Source organism: Pseudotabrizicola alkalilacus (assembly GCF_003443995.1).
GTDB classification, from domain to species: Bacteria; Pseudomonadota; Alphaproteobacteria; order Rhodobacterales; family Rhodobacteraceae; genus Pseudotabrizicola; species Pseudotabrizicola alkalilacus.
The window spans coordinates 1-24,333 of record NZ_QWEY01000004.1; the positions used below are offsets into that span (position 1 = coordinate 1).

At 62.2% G+C, this 24,333-nt stretch carries 27 protein-coding genes; 15 read left to right on the forward strand and 12 right to left on the reverse strand.

Annotation, left to right across the window (positions count from 1 at the left end; genetic code table 11):
* Nucleotides 1–477: 477 nt before the first annotated feature.
* The gene (gene msrQ, locus D1012_RS08745) at nucleotides 478–1,086 is read right to left on the reverse strand and encodes a protein-methionine-sulfoxide reductase heme-binding subunit MsrQ (RefSeq protein WP_118151235.1); all 609 of its coding nucleotides are present in this window, start codon (nucleotides 1,084–1,086) and stop codon (nucleotides 478–480) included.
* Nucleotides 1,087–1,099: 13 nt separating this feature from the next.
* Nucleotides 1,100–2,002: a protein-methionine-sulfoxide reductase catalytic subunit MsrP gene (msrP, locus tag D1012_RS08750; RefSeq protein ID WP_118151779.1), complete on the reverse strand. Its 903-nt coding sequence runs from the start codon at nucleotides 2,000–2,002 to the stop codon at nucleotides 1,100–1,102.
* 279 nt (nucleotides 2,003–2,281) lie between these two features.
* Here msrP and D1012_RS08755 point away from each other — a divergent pair, with 279 nt between their 5' ends.
* The 3 genes from D1012_RS08755 (at nucleotide 2,282) to D1012_RS08765 (ending at nucleotide 4,543) form a co-directional block, all read left to right on the forward strand.
* Nucleotides 2,282–2,764 carry a fasciclin domain-containing protein gene (locus tag D1012_RS08755; protein WP_118151237.1) on the forward strand — a complete coding sequence of 161 codons (483 nt, stop codon included), beginning with the start codon at nucleotides 2,282–2,284 and terminating at the stop codon, nucleotides 2,762–2,764.
* 91 nt (nucleotides 2,765–2,855) lie between these two features.
* Nucleotides 2,856–3,698, forward strand: coding sequence for a ParB/RepB/Spo0J family partition protein (locus D1012_RS08760; protein ID WP_158569273.1), 843 nt, complete (start codon nucleotides 2,856–2,858; stop codon nucleotides 3,696–3,698).
* Nucleotides 3,699–3,820: 122 nt separating this feature from the next.
* A complete protein-coding gene (locus tag D1012_RS08765; RefSeq protein WP_147335650.1) occupies nucleotides 3,821–4,543 on the forward strand; it encodes a biosynthetic peptidoglycan transglycosylase in 723 nt (240 codons plus the stop codon).
* Here the strand turns inward: D1012_RS08765 and D1012_RS22390 are convergent.
* Both D1012_RS22390 and clpB read right to left on the reverse strand, forming a co-directional pair.
* On the reverse strand, nucleotides 4,516–5,127 hold the full coding sequence (locus D1012_RS22390; RefSeq protein WP_158569275.1) for a hypothetical protein: 612 nt from the start codon (nucleotides 5,125–5,127) through the stop codon (nucleotides 4,516–4,518). The two genes, D1012_RS08765 and D1012_RS22390, sit on opposite strands and share 28 nt — an antisense overlap.
* 264 nt (nucleotides 5,128–5,391) lie before the next feature.
* A complete protein-coding gene (gene clpB, locus D1012_RS08770) occupies nucleotides 5,392–8,004 on the reverse strand; it encodes an ATP-dependent chaperone ClpB (protein WP_118151245.1) in 2,613 nt (870 codons plus the stop codon).
* A 369-nt stretch (nucleotides 8,005–8,373) separates the two neighbouring features.
* Here clpB and D1012_RS08775 point away from each other — a divergent pair, with 369 nt between their 5' ends.
* Nucleotides 8,374–8,793 carry a hypothetical protein gene (locus D1012_RS08775; RefSeq protein WP_118151247.1) on the forward strand — a complete coding sequence of 140 codons (420 nt, stop codon included), beginning with the start codon at nucleotides 8,374–8,376 and terminating at the stop codon, nucleotides 8,791–8,793.
* A 3-nt stretch (nucleotides 8,794–8,796) separates the two neighbouring features.
* Here D1012_RS08775 and D1012_RS08780 read toward each other — a convergent pair whose 3' ends face one another.
* The 4 genes from D1012_RS08780 to D1012_RS08795 all read right to left on the reverse strand — a co-directional run bounded on the left by D1012_RS08780 (nucleotide 8,797) and on the right by D1012_RS08795 (nucleotide 12,086).
* A complete protein-coding gene (locus D1012_RS08780; RefSeq protein WP_118151249.1) occupies nucleotides 8,797–9,627 on the reverse strand; it encodes a TolB family protein in 831 nt (276 codons plus the stop codon).
* Nucleotides 9,624–10,397: a hypothetical protein gene (locus tag D1012_RS08785; RefSeq protein ID WP_118151781.1), complete on the reverse strand. Its 774-nt coding sequence runs from the start codon at nucleotides 10,395–10,397 to the stop codon at nucleotides 9,624–9,626. The genes D1012_RS08780 and D1012_RS08785 overlap by 4 nt, the downstream gene beginning before the upstream one ends.
* 88 nt (nucleotides 10,398–10,485) lie before the next feature.
* Entirely contained in the window at nucleotides 10,486–11,211 is a 726-nt protein-coding gene (locus D1012_RS08790) for a copper homeostasis protein CutC (RefSeq protein ID WP_118151251.1), read from the reverse strand.
* A complete protein-coding gene (locus tag D1012_RS08795) occupies nucleotides 11,208–12,086 on the reverse strand; it encodes an ROK family protein (RefSeq protein WP_118151253.1) in 879 nt (292 codons plus the stop codon). Before D1012_RS08795 ends, D1012_RS08790 begins: the two co-directional genes overlap by 4 nt.
* Before the next feature lie 88 nt (nucleotides 12,087–12,174).
* On the opposite strand from D1012_RS08795, the gene pyrF reads away from it, so the two are divergent.
* The 4 genes from pyrF (at nucleotide 12,175) to D1012_RS08815 (ending at nucleotide 16,082) form a co-directional block, all read left to right on the forward strand.
* Nucleotides 12,175–12,870, forward strand: a complete 696-nt coding sequence (gene pyrF / locus D1012_RS08800; RefSeq protein WP_118151255.1) for an orotidine-5'-phosphate decarboxylase — start codon at nucleotides 12,175–12,177, stop codon at nucleotides 12,868–12,870.
* A gap of 200 nt (nucleotides 12,871–13,070) precedes the next feature.
* Nucleotides 13,071–14,546, forward strand: coding sequence for an AMP nucleosidase (locus D1012_RS08805; RefSeq protein WP_118151257.1), 1,476 nt, complete (start codon nucleotides 13,071–13,073; stop codon nucleotides 14,544–14,546).
* 140 nt (nucleotides 14,547–14,686) lie between these two features.
* A complete protein-coding gene (locus D1012_RS08810; protein WP_118151259.1) occupies nucleotides 14,687–14,977 on the forward strand; it encodes an HU family DNA-binding protein in 291 nt (96 codons plus the stop codon).
* Nucleotides 14,978–15,197: 220 nt separating this feature from the next.
* Nucleotides 15,198–16,082, forward strand: a complete 885-nt coding sequence (locus tag D1012_RS08815; protein WP_158569277.1) for a class I SAM-dependent methyltransferase — start codon at nucleotides 15,198–15,200, stop codon at nucleotides 16,080–16,082.
* Nucleotides 16,083–16,261: 179 nt separating this feature from the next.
* Here the strand turns inward: D1012_RS08815 and aroC are convergent, their stop codons facing one another.
* Nucleotides 16,262–17,362, reverse strand: a complete 1,101-nt coding sequence (aroC, locus tag D1012_RS08820) for a chorismate synthase (protein WP_118151263.1) — start codon at nucleotides 17,360–17,362, stop codon at nucleotides 16,262–16,264.
* A 237-nt stretch (nucleotides 17,363–17,599) separates the two neighbouring features.
* A complete protein-coding gene (locus tag D1012_RS08825; protein WP_233517067.1) occupies nucleotides 17,600–18,166 on the reverse strand; it encodes a L,D-transpeptidase family protein in 567 nt (188 codons plus the stop codon).
* Between the two features lie 111 nt (nucleotides 18,167–18,277).
* Here D1012_RS08825 and queG point away from each other — a divergent pair, with 111 nt between their 5' ends.
* Nucleotides 18,278–19,300: a tRNA epoxyqueuosine(34) reductase QueG gene (gene queG / locus D1012_RS08830; RefSeq protein ID WP_118151785.1), complete on the forward strand. Its 1,023-nt coding sequence runs from the start codon at nucleotides 18,278–18,280 to the stop codon at nucleotides 19,298–19,300.
* Here queG and D1012_RS08835 read toward each other — a convergent pair.
* Nucleotides 19,297–19,722: a MarR family winged helix-turn-helix transcriptional regulator gene (locus D1012_RS08835; protein ID WP_118151265.1), complete on the reverse strand. Its 426-nt coding sequence runs from the start codon at nucleotides 19,720–19,722 to the stop codon at nucleotides 19,297–19,299. The genes queG and D1012_RS08835 overlap by 4 nt on opposite strands.
* A gap of 106 nt (nucleotides 19,723–19,828) precedes the next feature.
* Between D1012_RS08835 and D1012_RS08840 the strand changes: the two genes are divergently transcribed.
* Both D1012_RS08840 and D1012_RS08845 read left to right on the forward strand, forming a co-directional pair.
* Entirely contained in the window at nucleotides 19,829–20,257 is a 429-nt protein-coding gene (locus D1012_RS08840; protein WP_118151267.1) for an organic hydroperoxide resistance protein, read from the forward strand.
* Nucleotides 20,258–20,358: 101 nt separating this feature from the next.
* Nucleotides 20,359–20,541 (forward strand): hypothetical protein, encoded by a 183-nt coding sequence (locus D1012_RS08845; RefSeq protein WP_118151787.1) that lies wholly within the window; start codon nucleotides 20,359–20,361, stop codon nucleotides 20,539–20,541.
* 84 nt (nucleotides 20,542–20,625) lie between these two features.
* Here the strand turns inward: D1012_RS08845 and D1012_RS08850 are convergent, their stop codons facing one another.
* Nucleotides 20,626–21,492 carry a branched-chain amino acid aminotransferase gene (locus D1012_RS08850; protein ID WP_118151789.1) on the reverse strand — a complete coding sequence of 289 codons (867 nt, stop codon included), beginning with the start codon at nucleotides 21,490–21,492 and terminating at the stop codon, nucleotides 20,626–20,628.
* 143 nt (nucleotides 21,493–21,635) lie between these two features.
* Between D1012_RS08850 and D1012_RS08855 the strand changes: the two genes are divergently transcribed.
* From D1012_RS08855 to D1012_RS08870, 4 genes are all read left to right on the forward strand, one after another.
* Nucleotides 21,636–22,136, forward strand: coding sequence for a MarR family winged helix-turn-helix transcriptional regulator (locus D1012_RS08855; RefSeq protein WP_118151270.1), 501 nt, complete (start codon nucleotides 21,636–21,638; stop codon nucleotides 22,134–22,136).
* Entirely contained in the window at nucleotides 22,133–22,828 is a 696-nt protein-coding gene (locus D1012_RS08860) for a response regulator (RefSeq protein ID WP_118151272.1), read from the forward strand. Before D1012_RS08855 ends, D1012_RS08860 begins: the two co-directional genes overlap by 4 nt.
* A 77-nt stretch (nucleotides 22,829–22,905) precedes the next feature.
* Nucleotides 22,906–23,403, forward strand: coding sequence for a hypothetical protein (locus D1012_RS08865; protein WP_199489463.1), 498 nt, complete (start codon nucleotides 22,906–22,908; stop codon nucleotides 23,401–23,403).
* A 63-nt stretch (nucleotides 23,404–23,466) separates the two neighbouring features.
* On the forward strand, nucleotides 23,467–24,300 hold the full coding sequence (locus tag D1012_RS08870) for an SDR family oxidoreductase (protein ID WP_118151791.1): 834 nt from the start codon (nucleotides 23,467–23,469) through the stop codon (nucleotides 24,298–24,300).
* Nucleotides 24,301–24,333 lie beyond the last annotated feature (33 nt).

Here is a 24,333-nt window from a genome sequence, read left to right on the forward strand (position 1 = left end):
GCTTTCCCCGGGTCATCGGTCGGAAACCTCTCGGTCTCTCCCCTGCCGGGCAGATATGCTACGTGTCAGACGCCGATGCGCCCAAACCGCCCACATATCCCTTCATCACATTCAATTTTCAAAGAGCATGAAGACAAAACAAAATCGAGGCGCTAATCTCTTAGCGTTTCCCGAACCGCCGTATCTTCAGAATTTCCGGCCTTCCGCTCCGCTATCTGGTCTGCGTTTCCGCGTTCCGTCGTCTTCGCTTCCGTCCGTCACCGTCGCTGTTTCGCTTCGGTGAGGCGGTATTTACGGAGAGCGCGCGGAACCCGCAAGAGCAAAAATCGCAGGCAGTCGCATTTTTTTCACAAAGCCCAAAAAACGCTCAAAATCTAGGGGTTGGAGTAATTTTGGACACAAGTGATCCTGCATTGCGGCAACTTTCTTGCGCCTGCAGCATCGCCGTTTTCCCCGCAGGACCAGTTATCCACAGACTCAGGCCCGCAGCGGCCGGGGCAGTCGCACCCGCACCAGCAAAACCGCCGCGACAGCCCCCGCATACAGCAATGGCTCGGCCGGCCAGCCCTTTACCAGAATCACGAAATGCGCGGCCCCCGCCATTGCGGCCACATAGGCCAGCCGGTGCAGACGCCGCCATCGGGCCGGTCCCAATCGCCGGATCGCGGGATTGGTCGAGGTCACGGCCAGCGGCAGCATCGCCAGGAGCCCCACCATCCCGAGGATGATATAGGGCCGCTTATAGAGATCGCGCAGGATCTCGTCCCAGCGCAGGCCCATATCCAGCACCACCCATGCCAGAAAGTGCATCGCAATATAGAAGAAGGCCATCACCCCCAGCGCACGGCGGAATCGCAAAAGGTTCAGCCCCAGCCGCCGCAACGGCGTGATGCACAGCGAGGCCAGCAGAAACTGCAGCCCCCACAGACCCAGCTTCAGCTCGATCGCCTTGACCGGGTCCGCGCCCAACTGGTTGGTGGCCGCAGCCCAGACCAGCCAGACAAAGGGGATCGTGGCCCCGGCCCAGACCACCCCGGTCGGGATGCGGCGGGCAAGCCCGTTGATGCGGTCGGTCACAGCAGCCATCAGCTCAGCGCCATCAATAGTCTTTGCTCAGGTCCATCCCGGCATAGAGCCCGGCCACCTCTGCACCATACCCGTTGAACATCACTGTATCCTCGCGCCCGGCAAAGATGCCGGCCCCGACCCGCCGTTCGCTGGCCTGAGACCAGCGCGGATGGCTCACCTCGGGGTTCACATTGCTATAGAAGCCGTATTCGCGAGCGTTCTGCATGTTCCAGGTGGTTTCCGGCTGGGTATCGGTCAGGCGGATGCTGACAATCGACTTGATCGACTTGAAGCCATATTTCCACGGCACCACCAGCCGGATCGGCGCGCCGTTCTGGTTTGGCATCGCCTCGCCATAAAGACCGGTCGCCAGAATCGTCAGCGGATGCATCGCCTCATCCAGCCGCAAACCTTCGCGGTACGGCCAGTCAAGGCTGCGGGTGGTTTGGCCCGGCATTTCTTCGGGGCGCACCAGCGTCTCGAACGCGACATACTTCGCACCGGGCTGCACCCCGGCCTTGTTCAGCAGATGCGCCAGCTCGAACCCGATCCACGGAATCACCATCGACCAGGCCTCAACACAGCGGAAGCGGTAGATCCGTTCCTCCAGCGGCGCATCCTTCAGAATGTCGTCCAGACCGTAGCTGCCGGGGCGGTCGACCAGACCGCTGATCTCCACCGCCCAGGGGTCGGTGGTTAGCAGACGGGCGTTGCGGGCCGGGTCGCCCTTGTCCCACCCGAACTCGTAAAAGTTGTTATAGGTGGTGATCTCGGACAGCGTGTTCGGTGCGGCATCGGTGGAAAACCGGCTTTTCGCCGCCTCGATCTTTGCCAATGCCGGAGTCGCCAGCAGCGCAGCCCCCCCCGCCATCAGCTGCCGCCGGTTCAGCCATTGCGGCTTTGGCGTCACATCCGACCAGCTCAACCCACGCACCATGACCATAACTCCCCTGGCTTTTGCGCCAGAATGACTGCCCGAGCGCAAAAATCAAAGCAAACCTGCTCACAGCTGCGGGATGGCGTTGTAACATCGCGCTCACGCCCGATCACCCCGCGTCACAGGTTTTTGACTGGAAACCGCCACAACCCCCGGCTTAGCGCCCGCGCCCCGTCAGGCAAGCCGCACTCACCCGAATGTTGCCCTGATCGGACCGCCCATCTGCGCCATATACGGCAGGCCAATCCAGGCGATGATCAAACGGGAGTGACACCAATGATCCGCAGAACCTTTCTTGCCATGACAACCGCCCTTGCCTTCGCGGCCCCTGCCTTTGCTGACAACCACAGCAAGGACATCGTTGACACCGCAGTCGAGGCCGGCACCTTCACCACCCTCGCCGCAGCGCTCACCGCAGCCGGTCTGGTCGAGACGCTCAAGGGCGAGGGCCCCTTCACCGTCTTCGCCCCCACGGATGAGGCGTTCGCCGCCCTGCCCGCAGGCACCGTCGACACCCTCCTGCTGCCGGAAAACAAGGATCAGCTGACCGCGATCCTGACCTATCACGTCGTGCCGGGCAAAGTCATGTCCACCGACCTGACCGAAGGCCAGACCGCTGCCACCGTCAACGGCGCCGATGTCACCATCACGCTCGACGGCGGTGCCAAGGTCAACGGCGCCACCATCACCACCGCTGATATTGAGGCTTCCAATGGTGTGATCCACGTGATCGACACCGTCATCATGCCCCCGATGTAACCGGCCCTTGGGGGGCGCACCGTGCGCCCCCCGAACCCTGCGGTAACCACCCCGCGTCATGCTTGCAGCCCTCACCGACAGGAGCCGCCGCATGACCACCCCCCGCGCCAACGCTGACCTCCGCCTGATCCCGATTGCTCAGATCGACGCCAACGCCCTCCCCCGCGACCGCCGCGTGATGGCCGAAGCCGACATCACCACCCTGCAAGACTCGATCCGCGACAGCGGCCTGCGCCAGCCGATCGAGGTCTTTGCCCAATCCAGCCCGAAACCCCCGTTCCTCTACGGCCTCATCTCGGGCTTTCGCCGCCTCACCGCGGTCACCCGCCTTGGGCACACCACTGTGCCCGCCTTCGTGCGCACACCGGAGACCTATGATCAGGCCTTTGCCGAAATGGTCGGCGAGAATGAGATCCGTGTCCAGATCAGCCCGTGGGAAAAGGCCCGCCTCGTCATGACCGCGGTACAGGGCTTCTACTACCCCACCCCCGACGCCGCCATCGCCGCCCTCTTCCCCATGCTCTCGCGCCAGTCGCACTACCGCATGCGCAGCCATGTCGACGTGATCGAGGCGCTCGGCGGCACCCTCAAGACGCCCGAACAGCTCTCCAGCCGCCAGCTCGACCGCATCGCCATCGCCGTGCGCAACGGCTGGGAAAACCTGCTGCTCGCCGCGCTGGAGCCGCTGCGCGCGCCCAGCCTCGACACCCAGTGGCAGGCCATCCTGCCGATCCTGACCGAAAGCACCACCGCCAAAACCACCGGAGACACCCCCCGCCCCCGCCGCCTGCTGCACCTGAAAAAAGGCCTCACCATCCGCCGCGAACTCACCCCCCACGGGTATTTGCTGCGGTTTTCAGGACCAGAGGCGCGCAAGGGCGGGATGATGGATGACGTGATGGATTATGTAGAACGGTGGTTTCAGAGTGAGTGAGGGGGGGAGAGAGGAAACCTCAAGGCGTGCTGCCTTCTAGTACCATGAATTGACCTAGTTCCGCTTGATTATTTTGTATTAGTTGTACAGTGTACTCTAGCAAAGAGATATGTGAGCAGTTCATGAGAATAAGTGATCGGAATAAATTCGCACCGAGAGCCTCCATAAGTATTAAGCGGTTTCTTCTTGGCTTAAACCGAGACCTTGACCAACTTAAACATAATATATCAATAAATTCTGATCTCGGATTTTCTCATTCAATTGATACATACCACACCGAGCTAACAAGACTCGAGCTGACGATTCTCTATCTTGAAGATCGTAGATTTTTCTCGCATAGCGGCATTGAGCTCCGGGCTTTGGCGCGTGGCGCAAAAAGATTTATTAAAAAGGGTGCGATCGGCGGAATTAGTACAATTGATCAACAAATTGTTAGAATTTCGACGCGTCGATCAGACCGGACTTTCTCCAGAAAACTTAAAGAGCTAATTTTAGCGTATCTTATAAATTATCATAAGTCAAAACGAGAAATACTTAGTTACTATATTCATAACGCTTATCTGGGACACCACATGGAAGGCTGTGAAATTGCATCGCAAAAATGTTTTCTTCTGCCAGCAACACACCTAGATTCGCATCAATCTTCTTTCATTGCTTGTCTCTTCCCACTTCCATTTCCAAAATCTGTCTGGGAAGAATATTATAACTCCCCGCATTATCCCAGCAGAGATCCCGATTTAATTCTTGATATTGGCCAAAAAATTGCGCCGCGGTGGGCAGGTCGAGTTCGTTTCAGAATGAAGGTCGCCGCAAAAGCTCAAGCTTTTAAACCAAAAAGCCTCTGAAGCAAGTAGATTTTGGAAGTAAATTCCAAACTTCCAGTATTGATGTTATTGTATAGGGCAGTTCGTCCGATCTCTTCATTCGAAACCATATCATTTAACTCTCTCAGAAATCTAAATGCCCTATGGCGCGATATATTCATTTTTTCACGGACTTCGTCGTGCTCCAGTTTATGAGCAGAACTAAGTTGTGACTTTCCATATTTATGAGTCCTCAATATAACATCACTAACCTCCCTCAAAGAATCATGAACCACGTATTCAAAGTCAGCCATCTTCGACCTACCAAAGTAATGAAAAATCTTTGACTTGAATGTTGAGAACTCGTGCATCCAATCAAACACGCAACTTTTATACTTATCATAATCCTCCTTTTTGACTTTATCAGAATCTACCAACCCAAGAAATTCAGAAGTTGCCGCAATCCTTTTATCAAACACACGTGCCAATGCCTCTATGAGTTTGATGCATTCTTCGAACTCTTTCTGTCGGATTTCCTCACGCTTACTATTTCGCCAAGATCTTTGCTGCAAGAAGTAGCCCACAACAGCAACTACAAGGCCAATGAGTACTGTTTGAGGGATCATCGAACTTCTATTCTCCATTACAACAGTCTGAGGCATCCATCCAAACTACCATTGCTTCGAGCATCTTTCCACCTTTCTTAATCTACGAATCTCATCAGCAACCGTAGAGAGGTTTCAGACGCGTAGGGTGGGTGATTCACCCACCACCCCACACCCCAAACCTTAACAACTCCCTAATTCCACACCCCTAACCCCTTGAAAACAAAAACACCTTCCCCCTGTAACACAGGGGGAAGGTGCGGGCAGAGGTCAGTCCCCCACCAATCAGTGCACCACAGCCTCCACCGGACGCACCCGGCGGCTGGCCGAGACCCGGTCGCCGATGGTCAGCCCCTCCGGCCCGGCCCCGACCACCACCGTCGCCCCGTCCAGCACGTCGCCCGACAGGATCATCTCGGCCAGAGGGTCTTGCAGGTGCCGCTGGATCACCCGCTTCAGCGGCCGCGCCCCGAACACCGGGTCGTATCCCTCATCCGCCAGCCAGGCCCGCGCGGCATCATCCAGCTCCAGCGTGATCTTGCGCGCCGCCAGCCGTTTCTCCAGCCGCTTCATCTGGATCAGCACGATCCCCGCCATATCGGCGCGGTTCAGGCGGTCAAAGATAACCTGCTCGTCCAGCCGGTTCAGAAACTCCGGCCGGAAGTGCTGCCGCACCGCCTCCATCACCTCCGCCCGTGCCAGCGCCTGATCCGCCCCTTCCGGCAACTCCGACAAGGCCCGCGCCCCAAGGTTGGAGGTCAGGATGATCAGCGTCTGCTTGAAGTCCACCGTCCGCCCCTGCCCATCGGTCAGCACCCCATCGTCCAGCACCTGCAACAGCACGTTGAACACATCCGGGTGCGCCTTTTCGACCTCATCGAACAGCACCACCTGATACGGCCTGCGCCGCACAGCCTCGGTCAGCACCCCGCCTTCATCGTAGCCGACATAGCCGGGCGGAGCGCCGATCAGCCGACTGACCGCGTGCTTCTCCATGAACTCCGACATGTCGATGCGGACCATGGCCGAGTCATCGTCAAACAGATACTCCGCCACCGCCTTGGTCAGCTCGGTTTTCCCCACGCCCGTGGGGCCAAGGAACAGGAACGAGCCCAGCGGACGGTTCTCGTCATTCAACCCCGCCCGCGCCCGGCGCACAGCATTGGCCACCGCGACAAGCGCCGCGTGCTGGCCAACGACCCGCTTGCCCAGCTCTTCCTCCATCCGCAGCAGCTTTTCCCGCTCACCTTCCAGCATCTTGGTGGTCGGAATGCCGGTCCAGCGCTCCACCACCTCGGCGATCTGCTCGGGCCGCACCGCTTCGGAAACCAGCGCATCGCCCTCCCGCGCCTCGGCCTCGGTCAGCGCTTTCTCCAGCCCCGGAATGGTGCCGTATTGCAGTTCACCCGCCTTGGCGAAATCGCCCTCGCGCTTGGCCTGTTCCAGCTCGGCGCGGGCGCGCTCGAGGTGCTCTTTCAGATCCCGCGCGGCCTCCAGCGAGTCGCGCTCCGACTGCCATTTGGCGGTCATCGAGTCGGATTGTTCTTTCAGATCGGCCAGTTCACGCTCCAGCTTTTCCAGACGATCCCGGCTGGCGGCGTCATCTTCTTTCTTCAACGCCTCGGATTCGATCTGCAATTGCAGGATCTGCCGGTCGAGTTGGTCGAGTTCCTCGGGCTTGGAATCCACTTCCATCCGCAACCGGCTGGCGGCTTCGTCCACCAGGTCGATCGCCTTGTCGGGCAGGAAGCGGTCGGTGATGTAGCGGTGCGACAGGGTGGCCGCCGCCACCAGCGCGGAGTCGGAGATCCGCACGCCGTGGTGCAGCTCGTACTTCTCCTTGATGCCGCGCAGGATAGAAATCGTGTCCTCGACCGTCGGCTCATTCACCATCACCGGCTGGAACCGGCGGGCGAGGGCCGCGTCTTTCTCGACATATTTGCGGTATTCATCCAGCGTGGTGGCGCCGACGCAATGCAACTCCCCCCGCGCCAGGGCGGGTTTGATCAGGTTGGCCGCATCCATCGCACCATCGGATTTGCCCGCGCCGACCAGCGTGTGCATCTCATCGATGAACAGGATGATCTCACCATCAGCCGAAGTCACTTCGTTCAGCACGGCTTTCAGCCGCTCCTCAAACTCGCCGCGATATTTGGCCCCGGCGATCAGCGCACCCATGTCCAGCGCCATCAGCTTCTTGTTGCGCAACGACTCCGGCACGTCGCCGTCGATGATGCGCAGGGCAAGCCCTTCGGCAATCGCGGTTTTGCCGACACCGGGTTCACCGATCAACACCGGGTTGTTCTTGGTGCGCCGCGACAGCACCTGCATGGTGCGGCGGATTTCCTCATCCCGGCCGATGATCGGGTCGATCTTGCCCTCTGCCGCAGCCTCGGTCAGATCGCGCGCATATTTCTTCAGCGCATCATAGCCCTGTTCGGCACTCGCCGTATCGGCGGTGCGGCCTTTGCGAATGTCATTGATCGCGGCGTTCAGCTTTTGCGGCGTGACCGCCCCGGCATCAAGGCAGGTCTTGGCCGCGCCCGGCACCATGGCAAAAGCCATCAGAATGCGTTCGACCGGCACAAAGCTGTCACCGGCCTTTTTCGCCAGCTTTTCCGCCTCGTCCAGTACCTTGACCAGAGAGGAATCGGTGAATGGCTGCGCATCGCCGGACACGCGCGGCAGCTTTTTCAGTGCGGCATCGACCGCGTCGATCACCCGCGCGGGTTCGCCCCCGGCGCGGCGGATCAGGTTGGCGGCCATGCCCTGATCGTCATCCATGATCGCTTTCAGCAAATGCTCGGCCGTCAGGCGCTGATGGCTTTCCCGCATTGCAATGGTTTGCGCGGCCTGAAGGAAGCCGCGCGACCGTTCCGTGAACTTTTCCAGGTTCATCGGTCATTCTCCTTTTGCTGGCACCGCTCGCCCACGCCCAACACTGGCACATGGAACTTCGGCCTCGGATCAGACATGGGATGCCACAGGGCTTGATGCAAGATTGCCACAGACCGGCGGCACAGATTCTCCCGCGCCCGATTGTCTCAGGTGTCGGGCGTCAACGACATTGGCGGGACGCGAGGGGTTGACCCGCTGCAGGTGGAACAAATCCGCCGATAACGCGGGGCCGGATCGGCGGGAATAGGTCGGATCTGCCCGCGAAACCGCACCATGGGTTGCACCAGCGCGCCGGGGTGCAGACACTTGCGGCAAAGAACGGGCGAACGGACGAGCAGCCGGATCGCTTCTGCCGCGAAAGGGCGCTCTATGTATGATCTGTTACAACCCCTGATTCACAAGGCTGCCGTGCATGACATCTCGGTGCATGTCGCGCGCACCGGCCTGTCGATCGGCAGCGAGGCCGAACTTCACCCGTTGCCCGATGGGCGCGTTGGCGTCTTTGCCCGGCTGAGCCGCCGCTTTCTGGGGTTCATCCCGCGACAGGTGACGCTGCTGATCGGCGTTCTGGGGCCGCAGGCCAGTGCCCTGATCGCACCAGCGGTGGAACGGGGCGAGTTGTTGCGGGTGCGCATTGTCGGCCTGACGCCAGAACATCTGACCGCACCGGGCTTTGGCCCCGAGGTTCATGTCTCGGTCTGGGGCGACCCAAAGCATATTGCGGTCTGGGCGCATGACGGCACGGTATCAACCCCGCCGCCGCTGAAGTCCGAAGGGCCAGTCACCTGACCCCTACCCCGGCAGCGCATAGCGCACATAGGCAAAGGCGCTGCCATCCGGGGCCCAGTTCGGCACGTTCATGGTGCCCTGCCCGCCGTTGATCTCGACCAGCCGTTGCCGGTTGCCGCCCTCCGGGTCCATCCGGCAGATCGCCACCGGCAGATCGGCAGGGTGGCCAAGGGTGCCGGGCGGATAGGCCAGATAGATCACATGCCGCCCGCAGGGTGACGGATGCGGGAACCAGTTGACATGATCATCGGCAAACAGCTTGCGCTGACCGCTGCCATCCGCCGCCATGACCCAAATCTGCGCATGACCGTCGCGGTCACAGTTGTAATAGATCTGGCGGCCATCCGGGCTATAATCCGGGCCGTCGCAATGCCCTTCGCCCTTCGTCAGCCGGGTTTCCGGGCCGCCCGCGACCGGCAGGGTATACACGTCGATAAGGCGACCACCCCGCGCCGCCACATACACCAGCGTTGCGCCAACGGGCGACCAGCCATGCCACCAGCTTGGCGCGTCAGGCGACACCCGGCACGGCACGCCACCGCCCGCCGCCACCAGCCAGATCTCTGACCCGAAACCGCGATGATGGCTGGAGATCACCCAGGTCTTGCCATCGGGCGAGATGCCGTGGTCGTTGTTCAGCCGCCCGACGCCATCCAGATCAATCGCCTGCAAGGCGGGCGCCTCCAGCGGCACGCGGAACAACCCGCCCTCGCCATTGACCAGCAGATAGCGGCCACAGGGCGACCAGTTCGGGGCCTCGATATGGCGGTCGGTCTGCAACACCACCCGAGGCTCCCCCCGCGCCAGATCCCAGATCTCCAGCGAAGATCTCATTCGCGGGTCTTTGGCTTCAGCAGCCGGGCCGGGCGCATCGCCTCGGCCGCCTTGAACAGGCCAAAGGTCTGGTTGACGTAATTCACCACCCCGCCGATCTTTTCCATATAGGCCTCCAGCTCCGGCGTGCGCTCGGCCTCCACCACCTGCACCGCGCGGCTGGGATCATCGCCTTCGAACTGGCAATAGAACAGCGGCTCGCCGCGTTTCACGATGATATCCTTTTCCGGCTCGTGCCATTCAAACGCCCACATCAAGGGGCGCGGCCAGACATTCAGCGGAAACCGCCCGCCAAAGATCGTGCCGGGCAGCGGGTCTTTGCGGTAATGCGCGAAAGTGCCAAGCTGGGTGATGTAGCACATCTCGTCGGCGATGAAGCAGTAAGGCAGCATCAGCTGCACCGTGGGCCGGTCGGGATAGCGCCACTCGGCCTCGTTCACCAATGTCAGCAGATCGCCCAGCTTGTTGCCCCGTACCGGGCTGGCGGTGCCGGCACGGTTGACCAGCATCGGCTTGCCCTTGTCGTCGCGCTTGAAGCCGATGTGCAGGTCAAACGGGCATTTCACCATGAAATACCGGCTTTCCAGTTGAATCACCGCCGGGCAGCGGCTGGCGCTCTTGGCATGGGCCTTGTTGGTCTGGCGAAACATAATCCGCTCGGGCGGGTCATACATCACCGCGCCTTTGTCCGATGTCAGAAACCAGCCCACGGTCAGCGGGCCGGATTTCGGACCCTCTGCCGGACGGTCAAATGTAACTGTGAAATCCATACCTGCCTCGCTCAACCCTTGTCTTTTGCCGCAACCCTTGTCTTTTACAAAAGACTCTGCGTTTCGCGCGGTTGCGTCAAGCCATGCGCTATCGCGCCGCAGGCTCGGCCAACGCCGCCCGCAGATCACGCAGCCGCCCGCCATCGGTGCGCCGCCCCACCCGCGCGGCAAAGCCAAAATCCACCACCGGCCCCGAGTCGATCAGCGGCGCCGAGCACGAGGCATGAACCTCGCGCAGCGGCAGGCTGCGCAACGGCGCAAGGGTCTCGGCAGATATACCAGCGCCGGGCATGATGATGATCCGCCCCCGCGCCTGTGCCATCAGGCTGGCCAGACGATCCGCCCCTTCGGCAGCGGTGCGCGCGCCGCCGCTGGTCAGGATGCGATGAAAGCCCAGTTCGATCGCCTCTTCCAGCGCTGCGGAAAAGTCGGGCACCAGATCAAAGCAGCGATGCAGCGTCAGCCCCATACCTTTTGCCCGCGCGATCAAGAGGCCCAGCACATCGGTATCCAGCCGCCCGTCCGGCCTGCTGGCCCCCAGCACCACGCCCTGCATCCCGGCGGCATAAGCCGCCTCGATATCGGCTTCCATCACCGCGATTTCATCCGGCGACCAGACGAAATGGCCAGACCGTGGCCGGATCATCGCGTAAATCGGCACCCCTGCCCCCGCCGCTCGCCGCATCATCCCGACCGAAGGTGTCAGCCCGCCAATATCCAGCGCCGAACACAGCTCGATCCGCCCGGCCCCGGCCCGGATCGCCTCGGCCAGCCCTTCGGTGGTATCCACGCAGACTTCAATCAACACCGTCATGTCGCAAAGGCCTCCCGCCCGGCTTCCGCAGCGCCGATCAGCCCCGGCTCGGGGCGGCACAGCGCGGGCACGACCAGCGGCGCATCGGTCTGCCGCAGGATCGCCGCGCGCAGCCGCTGATCCAGCGCTTCCAACAGCGCTGGCACATTCGACAACCCGCCGCCGACTGGCACCACCGACGCACCGACCACATTCAGAACCAAAGCCAACGGCGGCGTGATCAGATCCAGCCACAGCGCCACGGTCTGCCCGGCCCGTGCGTCCCCCGCCTGCCAATCGGCAAGAATCGTGGTCGAGGCCGCTGCCTCACCATGCAAACCATGGTGCAGCTTTTCCAGCCCCCGCGCCCCGCAGACCGCATCGACACAGCCGCGCAAACCGCAGCCGCATTGCAGGTTCCAGGGTGCCGCCACCACCGCGCCATGCCCCCATTCCCCGGCAAAACCGCCCGCGCCCTGCACCAGCCGCCCGTCGATCACCAGACCACCGCCCACGCCGGTGCCCAGAATCACGCCAAACACCGTGCGGTGCCCGCGCCCTGCCCCCTGCCGCTGTTCGGCCAGCGCAAAGCAATCGGCGTCGTTCAGCACCAGAACCGGCAGGCCCAGCGCGGCGGAAATCTCATCCGACAATACCCGGCCATCAGCGCAAGGGATATTCGCCACCTTGATCCGCCCGGTTTCCGGCGCGACCACACCGGCGATGGAAATCGCCACGCCCTGCAACGCAGAACCACCGGCATACCCGTCCAAGGCTGCGAGAAACGCATCGAAATCCGCCCCCGGCGTCGGACAATCGCCCAATGGCGTGATCCGCCCCGCTGTCGCCAGTGCCGCCTTGATCCGCGAACCACCGATGTCAAAGCACAGGATCATCGCACGCCCCTTGTTCCGTCCGGCTATGGCTTGACACCACTTGCCTGTGACCGCAAGACGCGTTGCACCCAGCACAGGAGACTTGCCCATGTCCGATGATCGCCTGATCGTGGCGCTTGATGTGCCCAATGTGGTGCAGGGGCTGGAACTGGCCGCCCGCATCGGCAAGGCCGCCAGCTTTTACAAGATCGGCCTTGGCATGCTGACCGGCGGTGGCTTTGCGCTGGCCAACGAGCTGAAGCAGGAACACGGCAAGCGCATCTTTCTGGACATGAAGCTGTTCGACATCGGCGCCACGGTCGAGGCCGCGGTGCGGGGCATCGCGCAATATGACCTCGATTTCCTGACCGTGCACGGCGACCCGCAGGTGGTCCGCGCCGCGCAAGAGGGCAAAGGGGGCACCGGGCTCAAGATTCTGGCGGTGACCATCCTCACCTCACTCGACCGCCGCGATCTGGATGACAACTGCATCAAGCCGGGCGACATTCACGCCATCACGCTGGAACGCGCCGCCCGCGCGCTGGCCGCCGGAGCCGATGGTGTGATCGCCAGCCCGCAAGAGGCCGCGCTGATCCGCGCCCTGCCCGAAGCGGCGGGCAAGCTGATCGTCACTCCCGGCATCCGCCCCGCTGGCAGCGACAGCGGCGACCAGAAACGCATCGCCACCCCGGCGCAGGCGATTGCGGACGGGGCCGATCACATCGTCGTCGGGCGTCCGGTCTGGCAGGCCAAAGACCCGGCAGAGGCCGCGCGGCGTGTGGTGGCGGAACTGCCGCTGCGGTAATGCGTGGAGGCGAAAAACCCGCCCCCGCAAGCCCCGCACAAACGTCATGACGTTTGCCATACGTAATCCATACACCGATCATACCCGCGCCAGACCGGCAAACGCGCGGTTTCACCCGGTTTCCCGGCCTTCATCAAGGCTTCACTTGCGCGACTCCCCTCGTTTCGGCTTATATGCCGGATCATTTGACGAGAGATGTTATGCAAGACGGAACCGCCCCACAGACGCCAGACCTGCCCGCCGCGCAGGATTTTACCGACGCCGCCGCCGCCGTTGACCGGCTTGAAGAGCTTTACGCCGCAGCCACCGCCTATCTGGCGGATCATTTCAGCGCCACGGTCACCAAGGGCAAGCCCGACACCCGCATTCGCGCCTTCTACCCGGAAATCCGCCTGCGGGTGACCAGCCACACCAAGGCCGACTCGCGTCTGGCCTTTGGCCATGTTGCCAGCCCCGGCACCTATGCCACCACGGTCACCCGCCCCGACCTGTTCCGCAATTACCTGATCCAGCAGCTGACCCTGCTGATGGAAAACCACGGCGTTCCGGTTCAGATCGGCCCGTCCGAAACCCCGATTCCGGTGCATTTCGCGGTTGCAGGAAATCCCGCCGTGTCGGTCCCGCAAGAGGGTGTGCTGGAATTCAGCCTGCGCGATGTGTTTGACGTGCCGGATCTGGCGACCACCAATGATGATATCGTCAACGGCATGCGCACCGAAAACCCCGACGGCTCGATGCCGTTGGCCCCGTTCACCGCGCAGCGGGTGGATTATTCGCTGGCACGGCTGGCGCATTACACCGCCACCGATCCGCAGCATTTCCAGAACCATGTGCTGTTCACCAACTATCAGTTTTATGTCGATGAATTCGAGGCTTACGCAAGGCAGGTACTGGCCGATCCGGCGCTGGGCTACTCCGCTTTTGTCGCCACCGGAAACCAGATCATCACCACCGCCGATGGCGTGCTGAACCCGGTCGCCAAGCTGCCGCAGATGCCGACCTATCACCTGAAACGCGCCGACGGGCAGGGCATCACGCTGGTCAACATCGGCGTCGGCCCGTCCAATGCCAAGACCGCCACCGACCACATCGCCGTGCTGCGCCCGCATGCCTGGCTGATGGTCGGCCATTGCGCAGGACTGCGCAACAGCCAGTCGATGGGTGATTTCGTGCTGGCCCATGCCTATCTGCGCGAAGACCATGTGCTGGACGACGATCTGCCGGTCTGGGTGCCGATCCCGGCGCTGGCCGAGATCCAGATCGCGCTGCAGGAAGCCGTGGCCGAGGTGACCCAGCTGGAGGGGTATGAGCTCAAACGCATCATGCGCACCGGCACCGTGGCCACTATCGACAACCGCAACTGGGAGCTGCGCGATCAGTCCGGCCCGGTCAAACGCCTGTCCCAATCGCGCGCGATTGCGCTGGATATGGAAAGCGCCACGATTGCAGCAAACGGCTTCCGGTTCCGGGTGCCCTACGGCACCCTGCTGTGCGTTTCGGATAAGCCGCTGCATGGCGAGCTGAAGCTGCCCGGCATGGCCAGCGATTTTTACAAGACTCAGGTCAGCCGCCATCTGCAGATCGGCATCCGTGCAATGGAACGCCTGCGGTTGATGCCGATTGAGCGCATCCACAGCCGCAAGTTGCGCAGCTTTGAGGAAACCGCCTTCCTATAACCGCTCATTTTCAACCCCGCCGCACGGTTTGGGCTTGATCTGTGCAGAAAAAACCTGTGTAGCGGAACCCGTCGCCGGTAACGGCCAACCAACATCTCCGGCCCGTCCAATGGCGGCGGCCTGCAATAAGGAAGAAGAACATGACGACGAAACCGATGACAAAAACCCAACTCGTGGCAGCAATCGCCGAGACCATGGGCGCCGACAAGAAAACCGCTGGTTCGGCACTGGATGCCATCATCGACGTAGTGACCCGTGAAGTCGCTGCTGGCGGCGCAGTCACCCTGCCGGGTCTGGGAAAAATGGCCTGCAAGGCCCGCCCCGAGCGTCAAGTCCGCAACCCTGCCACCGGCGAAACCATGACCAAGCCCGCTGACAAGCAAGTGAAATTCGCCATCGCCAAGGCCCTCAAAGACAGCGTCAACGCCTGATATTTTCAGTCGTTTCCGCAAGTCGGTTACGCAGGGGCGCCCATCGGGCGCCCCTTTTCCATGCGACCGGCAACCAGATGCGCTCGGCGTACGACAAACCGCTTGTTGCATCGGGGGGTATCGTGGCACGACAGTCTGGCTTTGCCAATGTCAGACTGGCGATAATGGGTGAATGCAAAGTGCCGGTTGGGTTATGGTGCGGTATGATCAGGGGTGCAGTATGATTTCAACCGAGCTTGCCGAATGGTTCAATGCCCGCTGGTTTGGCGAAATGGGCGCAATCGACGGGCAGGATGTCGCCTTTATCGCGGATCTGATCGCACAGCACCGGCCCCGGAACGTGGTTGAAATCGGCTGCGCCAGCGGCATGTCCAGCTGCATTCTCGCCGCTTTGATGTCGTCAGCCGGGGGTGGCACGCTCAACAGCTTTGACCTGATGGAGCACTACTATGTGAACCCCGAAAAGCCGGTGGGCTATCTGCTGGCCGAAGCGCCGCCGCATCCCGGTGTCAGCGTGACGGTAAACCGGGGCAAGACCTGTCTGGACGTGGCAGGCCAAATCGACGGGCAGATCGACCTGTGTTTCATTGATGCCGCCCACAAGCACCCATGGCCCTTGATTGATACGCTGGGCGTGCTGCCTCTGATGAAGCCGGGCGGCATCATCATTCACCACGACCTTCAGATGTTCCGCACCGCGCAGGGCAATGCCTATGCCAACGGGCCAAAGATGGTACTTGCGCTCGCACCGCCAGCCACCCGGATCTATCCCGATGATGCCAGTCAGGCCCGCGGGCGCGAGGTGATGAAGTCGCGCAAGATCAGCCACAATATCTTTGCGCTGCGCGTGCCCGAAACCCGCCGCGCCTTTGCCGCCCAGCTGTGCGAGGGGTTTTACTTCGGATGGGACAAGCAATCGTATCAGCTGGTCCCATCAGACTTTGCCATGCGATTTTCGACCTTCCTTGAGGAACATTATGGCCCCTATGTCGGGCAGGCCTGGGCAGAGGGGGTACGGCGGTATTCGACGCCCGTCGAAAGCCCTCCCCTCCCACGCGTGGGCAGCTTGCCACGCCGCATTCTGCGCCGCATCAGCGGGCGGTGATCCGTCGCCCGGTCTGAAACAATCTTCACGCAAGCTTTGCTGGCCTGTGATCGGGCACCACGGCATTCTGCGGGCATCCTCAGAGGGAGAGATGCCATGCGACTGTCAGATCTGAAGCGCCTGATTGCGCCAGTCACTCTGCCAAAGCCGGTGAGCCTGCCGCCTGTCGGGGCGCGGCCCTAGCCGATCACGCCACGCTGGCCGCCGGTCTGGCCGCGATCCAGCAGCAGATGGTCCAGCAGCACGCAAGCCATCATCGCCTCGCCCACCGGCACCGCGCGGATGCCCACACAGGGGTCGTGGCGGCCCTTGGTGATCAGGTCAATCTCTTCGCCGCGCTGGTTGATGGTCTGGCGCGGGGTCAGGATGCTTGAGGTCGGCTTGACGGCAAAGCGGCAGATGACCGGCTGTCCGGTCGAGATGCCGCCCAGAATGCCGCCCGCGTGGTTTGACAGAAACTCCGGCCCGTCCGGACCCATGCGGATCTCGTCGGCGTTGTCCACGCCGGTCAGCGTTGCGGCGGCCATGCCGTCGCCGATCTCCACCGCTTTGACCGCGTTGATGCTCATCATCGCAGAGGCCAGATCGCTGTCGAGCTTCGCATACAGTGGCGCGCCAAGACCGGCGGGCACACCTGTGGCGATCACCTCGATCACCGCGCCGACCGAGTTGTGCGACAGGCGCAGCTCATCCAGATAGGCTGCCCAGTCGGTCGCGGCCACGGGATCGGGGCACCAGAACGGGTTGTTTGCCACCTCGGCCAGATCGACGCGACTGCGGTCGATGGCGCGGGGGCCCATCTGGACCATGTAGCCGGTGATCTGCAGCCCCGGCATCAGCGCCGCAAGGGCGGCGCGGGCGATGCCGCCTGCGGCCACGCGGGAGGCGGTTTCGCGGGCCGAAGACCGCCCGCCGCCACGATAGTCGCGGTGGCCGTATTTCTGGTGATAGGTGATGTCGGCATGGCCGGGGCGGAAAGCCTGAGCGATGTCGCCATAATCCTTTGACCGCTGGTCGGTGTTTTCAATCATCAGCTGGATGGCGGTGCCGGTGGTGCGGCCCTCGAACACGCCGGACAGGATGCGGACCTCGTCGGGTTCTTTGCGCTGGGTGGTAAACTTGTTCTGCCCCGGCTTGCGCTTGTCCAGCCAAGGCTGGATATCGGCCTCGGTCAGGGGGATGCCGGGGGGGCAGCCGTCGACGGTGCAGCCGATGGCCGGGCCGTGGCTTTCGCCCCAGGTGGTCACACGGAACAGGTGGCCGAAGGTGTTCAGGCTCATGGCGGTCTCCCCTATTGCTGCTGGTTTAGGGGAAAACGGGCGGGGAATGAAGGGGGTGGGTTCCCACTGTGTTACAGGATAATTTATATAAGTAATTCAACACCTTAACTCACTGAAATTAAGGTGTTGTTAACGATTGACCGCCTGAAGCCAACTGATTCTGTCCGGGGGTAGGCAGGTCTGGCGTCTTTCACCAGCACGCGCGCTGCGTGGAAACTCCACAGAGCGTTGCCACACCTACGGCACCCAGCTGGCATGAATGGTGATCGGGGTGCCGGTCGGGGTCAGGGACCAGATTTCCTGCATCTCGGCGTTGGTGACGGCGATGCATCCGTCGGTCCAGTTCAGCAGCGTATGCAGGCGGCCAAAGGCACCCCAGCCGTTGGGCAGGCCGTGGATCATGATATTGCCGCCGGGGCTGTATCCGGCCTGTGCGGCAGCGGCGCTGTCGGTGGTGTCGGGGTAGGAGATGTGCAGGCTGAGATGGGCGATGGAGCTGGGGTTGCGCCAGTCGATCACATAGCTGCCCTCGGGCGTGCGCATATCGCCTTCGCGTTGCTTGTGGCCCTGATCCCAGGCGGACCCCATGGCGATGTCATAGGTTTTCAGCACAGTGTCGCCCCGCAGCAGGTACATTTTGCGGTCGGACTTGGAGACGGCGATGCTGTCGGCCTGTTGCTCGGCCGCGGCATAGGCCGGGGGTGTGCCAGAGGCGATGCGCGCCATGGCCTTGGTATAGCCAAAGACGCCGACAGCAAGGACAACCAGCGCAGCGGCGGCAAGGAGAAACGGACGGGTTCGCAAGACGCAGGCTCCGGCATGTGGTTCAGGCTGGTCAGTGTTTCAGGGCGGGGCGGGAAGTTCAAGGCACGGGGGGCGTGGCCCTTGGCACCGTGCGGCGCTATGCTGCTGACCATGACCGATGATCTGAAATCACGATTGCACGCCCGCGCCCTTGGGGAAGGGTTTTCGGCGATGCGGGTGACCGCGCCGGGTGCCGTGCCGCAGGTGGCCGCGCGGCTGGCGGAGTTTGTGGCGCAGGGCCGGCACGGGCAAATGGGCTGGATGGCCGAGCGGATGGCCTGGCGCGGCGACCCCAGCGCGCTGTGGCCCGAGGCGCGGTCGGTGATCATGTTGGCCGAAAGCTATGCACCGGAGGAGAACCCGCTGCCGCTGCTGGAGCAGCGCGACCGGGGCGTGATCTCGGTCTATGCGCAGGGCAAGGATTACCACGATCTGGTCAAGCGGCGGCTGAAACGGCTGGGGCGTTGGCTGATTGATCAGGCAGAGTGTCAGATCAAGGTGTTCGTCGACACCGCCCCGGTGATGGAAAAGCCATTGGCCGAAGCGGCGGGTTTGGGCTGGCAGGGCAAGCATACCAATCTGTTAAGCCGCGATCTGGGCAACTGGTTTTTTCTGGGCGCGATCTTTACCACGCTCGATCTGGCAAAGGACGCGGCAGAGGTCAGCCATTGCGGGTCTTGCACCGCTTGCCTCACGATCTGCCCGACCGGGGCTTTCCCTGCGCCCTATCAGCTGGATGCACGGCGCTGTATCTCTTATCTGACAATCGAGCATTCCGGCCCGGTGGATGAGGCGTTGCGCGGGTTGATGGGCAACCGGATTTACGGCTGCGATGACTGTCTGGCGGTCTGTCCGTGGAACAAGTTTGCCAAGGCCGCAAGCGACATCGGCTATGCGCCCCGGCATGGCGCGCCGCCTTTGGCGGAGCTGGCGGTGTTGGATGACGCGGCCTTCCGGGCACGGTTTGTGGGTAGCCCGATCAAGCGGATCGGGCGTGGGCGGTTTGTGCGCAACGTGCTGTATGCGATTGGCAATTCGGGTGAGCTTGCGTTGAAAGCCGTGGCGCAGGGGCTGTGTGACGATGCCGATGTGGCGGTGGCCGATGCCGCGCGTTGGGCGGTGACGCGGCTTTAACCCGCGCGCAAATGATCACGCAGGGTCGTGATCTGGTCGCGCAACCGCGTCAGATCATCAAGCGACAGGCCGGATTTTTCCAGCACGCAGGCGGGGATATGCGCGGCGCGGGCTTTCAGCGTGCGGCCGGGGTCGGTCAGGGTGATATTGACCTGTCGCTCGTCGGTCTCGCTGCGGGTGCGGGTGATCAGCCCACGCTCTTCCAGCCGTTTCAGAAGCGGGGTGAGCGTGTTCGATTCGAGCTGCACCTGACGGCCCAGAGCGCCGACGGTCTGCCCGTCCTGCGTCCATAATGCTGTGAGCACGAGGTATTGCGGATAGGTCAGGCCCAGATCGTCGAGCAGGGGTTTGTAGACATGCTGCATGGCATGGGTCGCCGAATACAGCGCAAAACAGATCATGTCAGGCAGGGCGAGTGTCATGCAGGCAATATAGTCGCGCGCGATTAAATCGCAAGCGGGTTGACTGGGGCGAGCGACCCGGCTATATCAATCGCATACGATTAAATCGCAAACGAAGGGAAATCAGATGTCTGTAGATCCGAAGTACTGGACCGAAGCACAGGCCACCGGCGGTGGCCGCAATGGTCTGGCCAAGCTGGCCGATGGCAAACTGACGGTCACAATGACCAGCCCGAAAGAGCTGGGCGGCAACGGCGCGGGGCACAACCCGGAAGAGCTGTTCGCGATTGGCTATGCCGCCTGCTATCTGGGCGCGATGCGCTTTGCCGCCAGCAGTGAAAAGCTGGGCACGGTGCCCGATGATGCAACCGTCAACGCGCATGTCGGCATCGGCCCGCGCAGCGACGGCGGCTTTGGGCTGAAGGTCAAGCTGGTGGTCAAGCTGCCGGGCGTCGAGAAATCGGTGGCCGAGAAGATGGTCGAGCGTGGCCATTTCATCTGCCCCTATTCCAACGCGACCAAGGGCAATATCGAAGTTGAAACCGAACTGGCCTGAGCCGGTTTACGCCGGAGCCACGCCCGCGCAGTTGCGCGGGCGTTTGGCGTTCTGCTGATTCTGGGGTAGGATGGTCGCCCGCAACAGTTTTGGAGGACAGCATGCACCGTGACCCCAAGGGCCGCCATCTGGCCGACACCCGCGCCCCCAGCACCGGCAGCAAGACCGCACATTTCCTGCGGCTGGCCCGCCCCAAGCGGGACGCATTCCACGCCACCCACGCGCCCGTAAGCGCCACCCGGCTGACGCAATTCCTGCGCATCGCGCGGGGGCGGACGGCCTGAGCAGGCGACGTCTGCCAGACGGACAGAGCAGATGCAAAAAGGGCGCCCCGGAGGCGCCCTTTTCGATATCGTGGCTGCCCGGTATCAGGCGCGGACCAGCTTTTCGTAATCCAGCGAGACCTGTTTGCACAGCGCGCCGACCTCAAAATTATAGTCGCCGATCTGGCCGACCGGGGTGACCTCGGCGGCGGTGCCGGTGAGGAAGCATTGCTCAAAGCTTTCCAGCTCTGACGCCTCGATCCGGCGCTCGACCACCGGGATACCCATCCCCTCCAGCATGCCGATCACGGTTTGGCGGGTGATGCCGTTGAGGATCGCGTCGGGGATCGGGGTATGAACCTGGCCATCCTTGACGAAAAAGATATTGGCCCCGGTCGCTTCGGCCACATAGCCGCGATAATCGAACATCATCGCATCCGAGCAGCCTTTGGCCTCGGCCGCGTGTTTCGACATGGTGCAGATCATATAGAGGCCGGCAGCCTTGGCCGCGTGCGGGGTGGTGTCGGGCGACGGGCGTTTCCATTTGGCGATGTCAAGTTTCGCGCCTTTGAACTTGGCGTCGCCGTAGTAGTTGCCCCAGGACCAGACCGCGACCGCCATGCGGATCGGGTTGCGCTTGGCGGCTACGCCCATATCCTCACCCGCGCCGCGCCAAGCCAGAGCGCGCACATAAGCGTCGGTCAGGTTGTTGGCTTTCAGCACCGCGTCTTTTGCGGCCTCGATCTCATCGACCGACCACGGCAGTTCCATATCCAGCAGTTCACCGGATTTGCGCAGCCGCTCGGAATGCGCGCGGCTTTTGAAGATCTTGCCGTTGTAGCAACGCTCGCCCTCGAACACCGCAGAGGCGTAATGCATGGCATGGGTCAGGACATGGACATTGGCATCGCGCCAGTTTACCAATTTGCCATCCATCCAGATGAACCCGTCACGATCGTCATAGCCAGCCATGATGCCCCCTGCCTTTTCACAATGTTGCGCGAATTTGGTCCGTTTCGGATACAATATTGCGCAAAACCGATGGCGAGCTATCAGTTGGTCCTTGGAAAGTCAACAAGGCTGACGTAACTTCGCCGTCAGGCAGGGAGGCATTCATGGCAGATCAGACCCCCAGCGGCGAAAGCCTGCTGTTTCTGACAGATGAGCAGCTGCGCAAAGGCATCGAGGCGATGTTTTTCGCCTATCGCGGCTTTACCGCTGATCCCGACCGCATTCTGGAAGGCATGGATTATGGCCGCGCGCATCACCGGGCGATCCATTTCATTCATCGCAGTCCGGGCACCACGGTGTCAAACCTGCTGACCATTCTGGGCGTGACAAAGCAATCTCTGAACCGGGTGTTGCGGACGCTGGTCGAGGATGGTCTGGTCGAAGCGCGGGTCGGACGGCGCGACAAGCGCGAGCGGCATCTGCACCTGACGCCAAAGGGTCAGGAGCTGGAGCGGGAGTTGTCGGATGCACAGCGCGCGCGGATGCGGGCGGCGTACCGGGCGGCGGGGCCGCAGGCAGTGGCCGGGTTCCGGCAAGTGCTGGAGGCGATGATGGACCCGGAATTGCGCCGGCAATACCAAGGATTGAAGGAGAGCGGCGCATGACCCAAGGTGACGCGCATCTGCTGGTTGTCGATGATGACGAGCGTATCCGGGGGCTGTTGCAGAAGTTCCTGATCCGCAACGGGTTTCTGGTCACAGTCGCGCGCGATGGCGCGCAGGCCCGCAAGCTGTTGGCAGGGCTGGAATTTGACATGATCGTGCTGGATGTGATGATGCCGGGGATGGACGGCATCAGCCTGACCCGCGAGCTGCGGCAGCGGATGCAGACGCCGATCCTGTTGCTGACCGCGCGGGGCGAGACGGCAAGCCGGATCGAGGGGTTCGAGGCCGGGGCGGATGACTACCTTGGCAAGCCGTTCGAGCCAAAGGAGCTGCTGCTGCGGATCAACGCGATTCTGCGCCGGGTGCCGGTGGTGCGGACCGAAACGGTGCCCAAGGTGCTGCATCTGGGCCCGGTGCGCTATGACATGGACCGGGGCGAGCTGTGGCGCGGGCCCGATCCGGTGCGGCTGACCGCGACCGAGGCGGCGTTGATGCGGCTGTTTTCGGCGCATCCGGGCCATGCGATCAGCCGCGAGAAGCTGGTGGCCGATCTGGGCCGCGATGATGCCGCGCAGGAACGTGCGGTGGATGTGCAGATCACCCGGTTGCGCCGCAAGATCGAGGATGACCCCAAGCAGCCGCGCTATCTGCAGACGGTGCGGGGCGAAGGCTACATGCTGCAACCCGATTGAAAGGTTTTGCCGACCTGATACTGAGGGCTGTCCGATGAGCGCAATATGCAGCTCATGACAGTCTTCAGGGGTATGAATTGAAATCTGCTTGCATCTCTTTGGCCGCCACAATGGCCTTGGCCGGCTTTTCGGCAATGGCGACGGCCCAGACTCTGATGACCTATGATACGGTCGGGGTCTGGGATGTGCTGGTTGATCCGACCATCGGCAATGGCTGCCTGATCAATGCCGAGTTTGAAGACGGGTCCGATGTGCGCATCGGCTTTGCCCCCGATACCGGCTATGGCTATATTCTGGCGCTGAATGACGGCTGGGAAGGTGTGGAAGACGATGTAATGTATCCGGTGTCGATGGATGTCGACGGTTCGGTTTATGAGGGTGAAGGCAAGGGCATTCACATCGACAACCTGCCCGGCGTGGACATCGAATTCGACAGTGCCGACTTTCTGCTGGATGTGGCGACGAAACAGACCCTGACCCTGTCAACCGAGGCGGGCGAGATCATGTCGATCGACCTGACCGACACCCTGCGCGCGCTGGAATCAGCAATCGCGTGTCAGGAAGCACAGGGCTGAGACTGTCAGCGCGGCTGCAATCAAGTGGTTGCAGCCGCCGCGATGCGCGCCATAGTGGCGGGCATGAAAACGCTGCTCTCTCTCGGGCATGGCTACAGCGCCGATGCCCTGGCCCGCCTGCTGATCCCGCAGGGCTGGTCCGTTATCGGCACCACCCGGCGCCCGGCCAAGGCCGCACGGATGAAGGCTGATGGCATCACGCCGCTGCTCTGGCCCGGCGACCTTGGCCCGGCATTGTCACGGGCGACCCATATCCTCGCCTCTGCTGCCCCGGATGCGGCGGGTGATCCGTTTTTGCAGGCATGGCCCGCACTCGCCGACGCACAGCCGGAATGGGTTGGCTATCTGTCCACCACCGGGGTGTATGGCGACCATCAGGGCGGCTGGGTGGATGAAACCACGCCGCTGACTCCCGACAGCCCGCGCGGGGCGCAACGGGTTCTGGCAGAGTCGCAATGGCGGCAGACCGGCTTGCCACTGCATATCTTCCGGCTTGCGGGGATTTATGGTCCCGGTCGCGGCCCGTTTGAAAAGGTGCGTGACGGCAGCGCCCGGCGGATCATCAAGCCCGGCCAGTTCTTCAGCCGGACCCATGTGGATGACATCGCACAGGTGCTGGCCGCCAGCATCGCCCGCCCCAATCCGCACGCGGCCTATAACGTCTGCGATGATGAACCGGCCCCACCCGAAGACGTGCTGTCCTATGCCGCAGCCCTGCTCGGCCTGCCCGAGCCGCCCGCAGTTCCCTTTGATCAGGCCGACATGACCCCGATGGCACGCAGCTTTTATTCCGAGTCGAAACGCGTGCGCAACGACCGGATCAAGGAACAGCTGGGCGTTCGGCTGCTGTATCCCACCTATCGCGAGGGACTGGCCGCGCTGCGCTCGGCTGACTGAGGCTCTGCGTGATTGAGGTCTGGATGTGAGCAG

Excerpts from the sequence above, each read along its gene's own strand:
- D1012_RS08795 (WP_118151253.1), bottom strand. The coding sequence starts at position 12,086 with ATGATCCTGTGCTTTGACATCGGTGGTTCGCGGATCAAGGCGGCACTG.
- D1012_RS08870 (WP_118151791.1), top strand. The coding sequence starts at position 23,467 with ATGAAAACGCTGCTCTCTCTCGGGCATGGCTACAGCGCCGATGCCCTG.
- D1012_RS08855 (WP_118151270.1), top strand. The coding sequence starts at position 21,636 with ATGGCAGATCAGACCCCCAGCGGCGAAAGCCTGCTGTTTCTGACAGAT.
- D1012_RS08810 (WP_118151259.1), top strand. The coding sequence starts at position 14,687 with ATGACGACGAAACCGATGACAAAAACCCAACTCGTGGCAGCAATCGCC.
- D1012_RS08760 (WP_158569273.1), top strand. The coding sequence starts at position 2,856 with ATGACCACCCCCCGCGCCAACGCTGACCTCCGCCTGATCCCGATTGCT.
- D1012_RS08845 (WP_118151787.1), top strand. The coding sequence starts at position 20,359 with ATGCACCGTGACCCCAAGGGCCGCCATCTGGCCGACACCCGCGCCCCC.
- D1012_RS08815 (WP_158569277.1), top strand. The coding sequence starts at position 15,198 with ATGATTTCAACCGAGCTTGCCGAATGGTTCAATGCCCGCTGGTTTGGC.
- D1012_RS08785 (WP_118151781.1), bottom strand. The coding sequence starts at position 10,397 with ATGGATTTCACAGTTACATTTGACCGTCCGGCAGAGGGTCCGAAATCC.
- D1012_RS08835 (WP_118151265.1), bottom strand. The coding sequence starts at position 19,722 with ATGACACTCGCCCTGCCTGACATGATCTGTTTTGCGCTGTATTCGGCG.
- D1012_RS08780 (WP_118151249.1), bottom strand. The coding sequence starts at position 9,627 with ATGAGATCTTCGCTGGAGATCTGGGATCTGGCGCGGGGGGAGCCTCGG.
- msrQ (WP_118151235.1), bottom strand. The coding sequence starts at position 1,086 with ATGGCTGCTGTGACCGACCGCATCAACGGGCTTGCCCGCCGCATCCCG.
- queG (WP_118151785.1), top strand. The coding sequence starts at position 18,278 with ATGACCGATGATCTGAAATCACGATTGCACGCCCGCGCCCTTGGGGAA.
- D1012_RS08840 (WP_118151267.1), top strand. The coding sequence starts at position 19,829 with ATGTCTGTAGATCCGAAGTACTGGACCGAAGCACAGGCCACCGGCGGT.
- D1012_RS08850 (WP_118151789.1), bottom strand. The coding sequence starts at position 21,492 with ATGGCTGGCTATGACGATCGTGACGGGTTCATCTGGATGGATGGCAAA.
- D1012_RS08755 (WP_118151237.1), top strand. The coding sequence starts at position 2,282 with ATGATCCGCAGAACCTTTCTTGCCATGACAACCGCCCTTGCCTTCGCG.
- D1012_RS08805 (WP_118151257.1), top strand. The coding sequence starts at position 13,071 with ATGCAAGACGGAACCGCCCCACAGACGCCAGACCTGCCCGCCGCGCAG.
- D1012_RS22390 (WP_158569275.1), bottom strand. The coding sequence starts at position 5,127 with ATGATCCCTCAAACAGTACTCATTGGCCTTGTAGTTGCTGTTGTGGGC.
- aroC (WP_118151263.1), bottom strand. The coding sequence starts at position 17,362 with ATGAGCCTGAACACCTTCGGCCACCTGTTCCGTGTGACCACCTGGGGC.
- D1012_RS08775 (WP_118151247.1), top strand. The coding sequence starts at position 8,374 with ATGTATGATCTGTTACAACCCCTGATTCACAAGGCTGCCGTGCATGAC.
- D1012_RS08765 (WP_147335650.1), top strand. The coding sequence starts at position 3,821 with ATGAGAATAAGTGATCGGAATAAATTCGCACCGAGAGCCTCCATAAGT.
- D1012_RS08790 (WP_118151251.1), bottom strand. The coding sequence starts at position 11,211 with ATGACGGTGTTGATTGAAGTCTGCGTGGATACCACCGAAGGGCTGGCC.
- D1012_RS08860 (WP_118151272.1), top strand. The coding sequence starts at position 22,133 with ATGACCCAAGGTGACGCGCATCTGCTGGTTGTCGATGATGACGAGCGT.
- clpB (WP_118151245.1), bottom strand. The coding sequence starts at position 8,004 with ATGAACCTGGAAAAGTTCACGGAACGGTCGCGCGGCTTCCTTCAGGCC.
- pyrF (WP_118151255.1), top strand. The coding sequence starts at position 12,175 with ATGTCCGATGATCGCCTGATCGTGGCGCTTGATGTGCCCAATGTGGTG.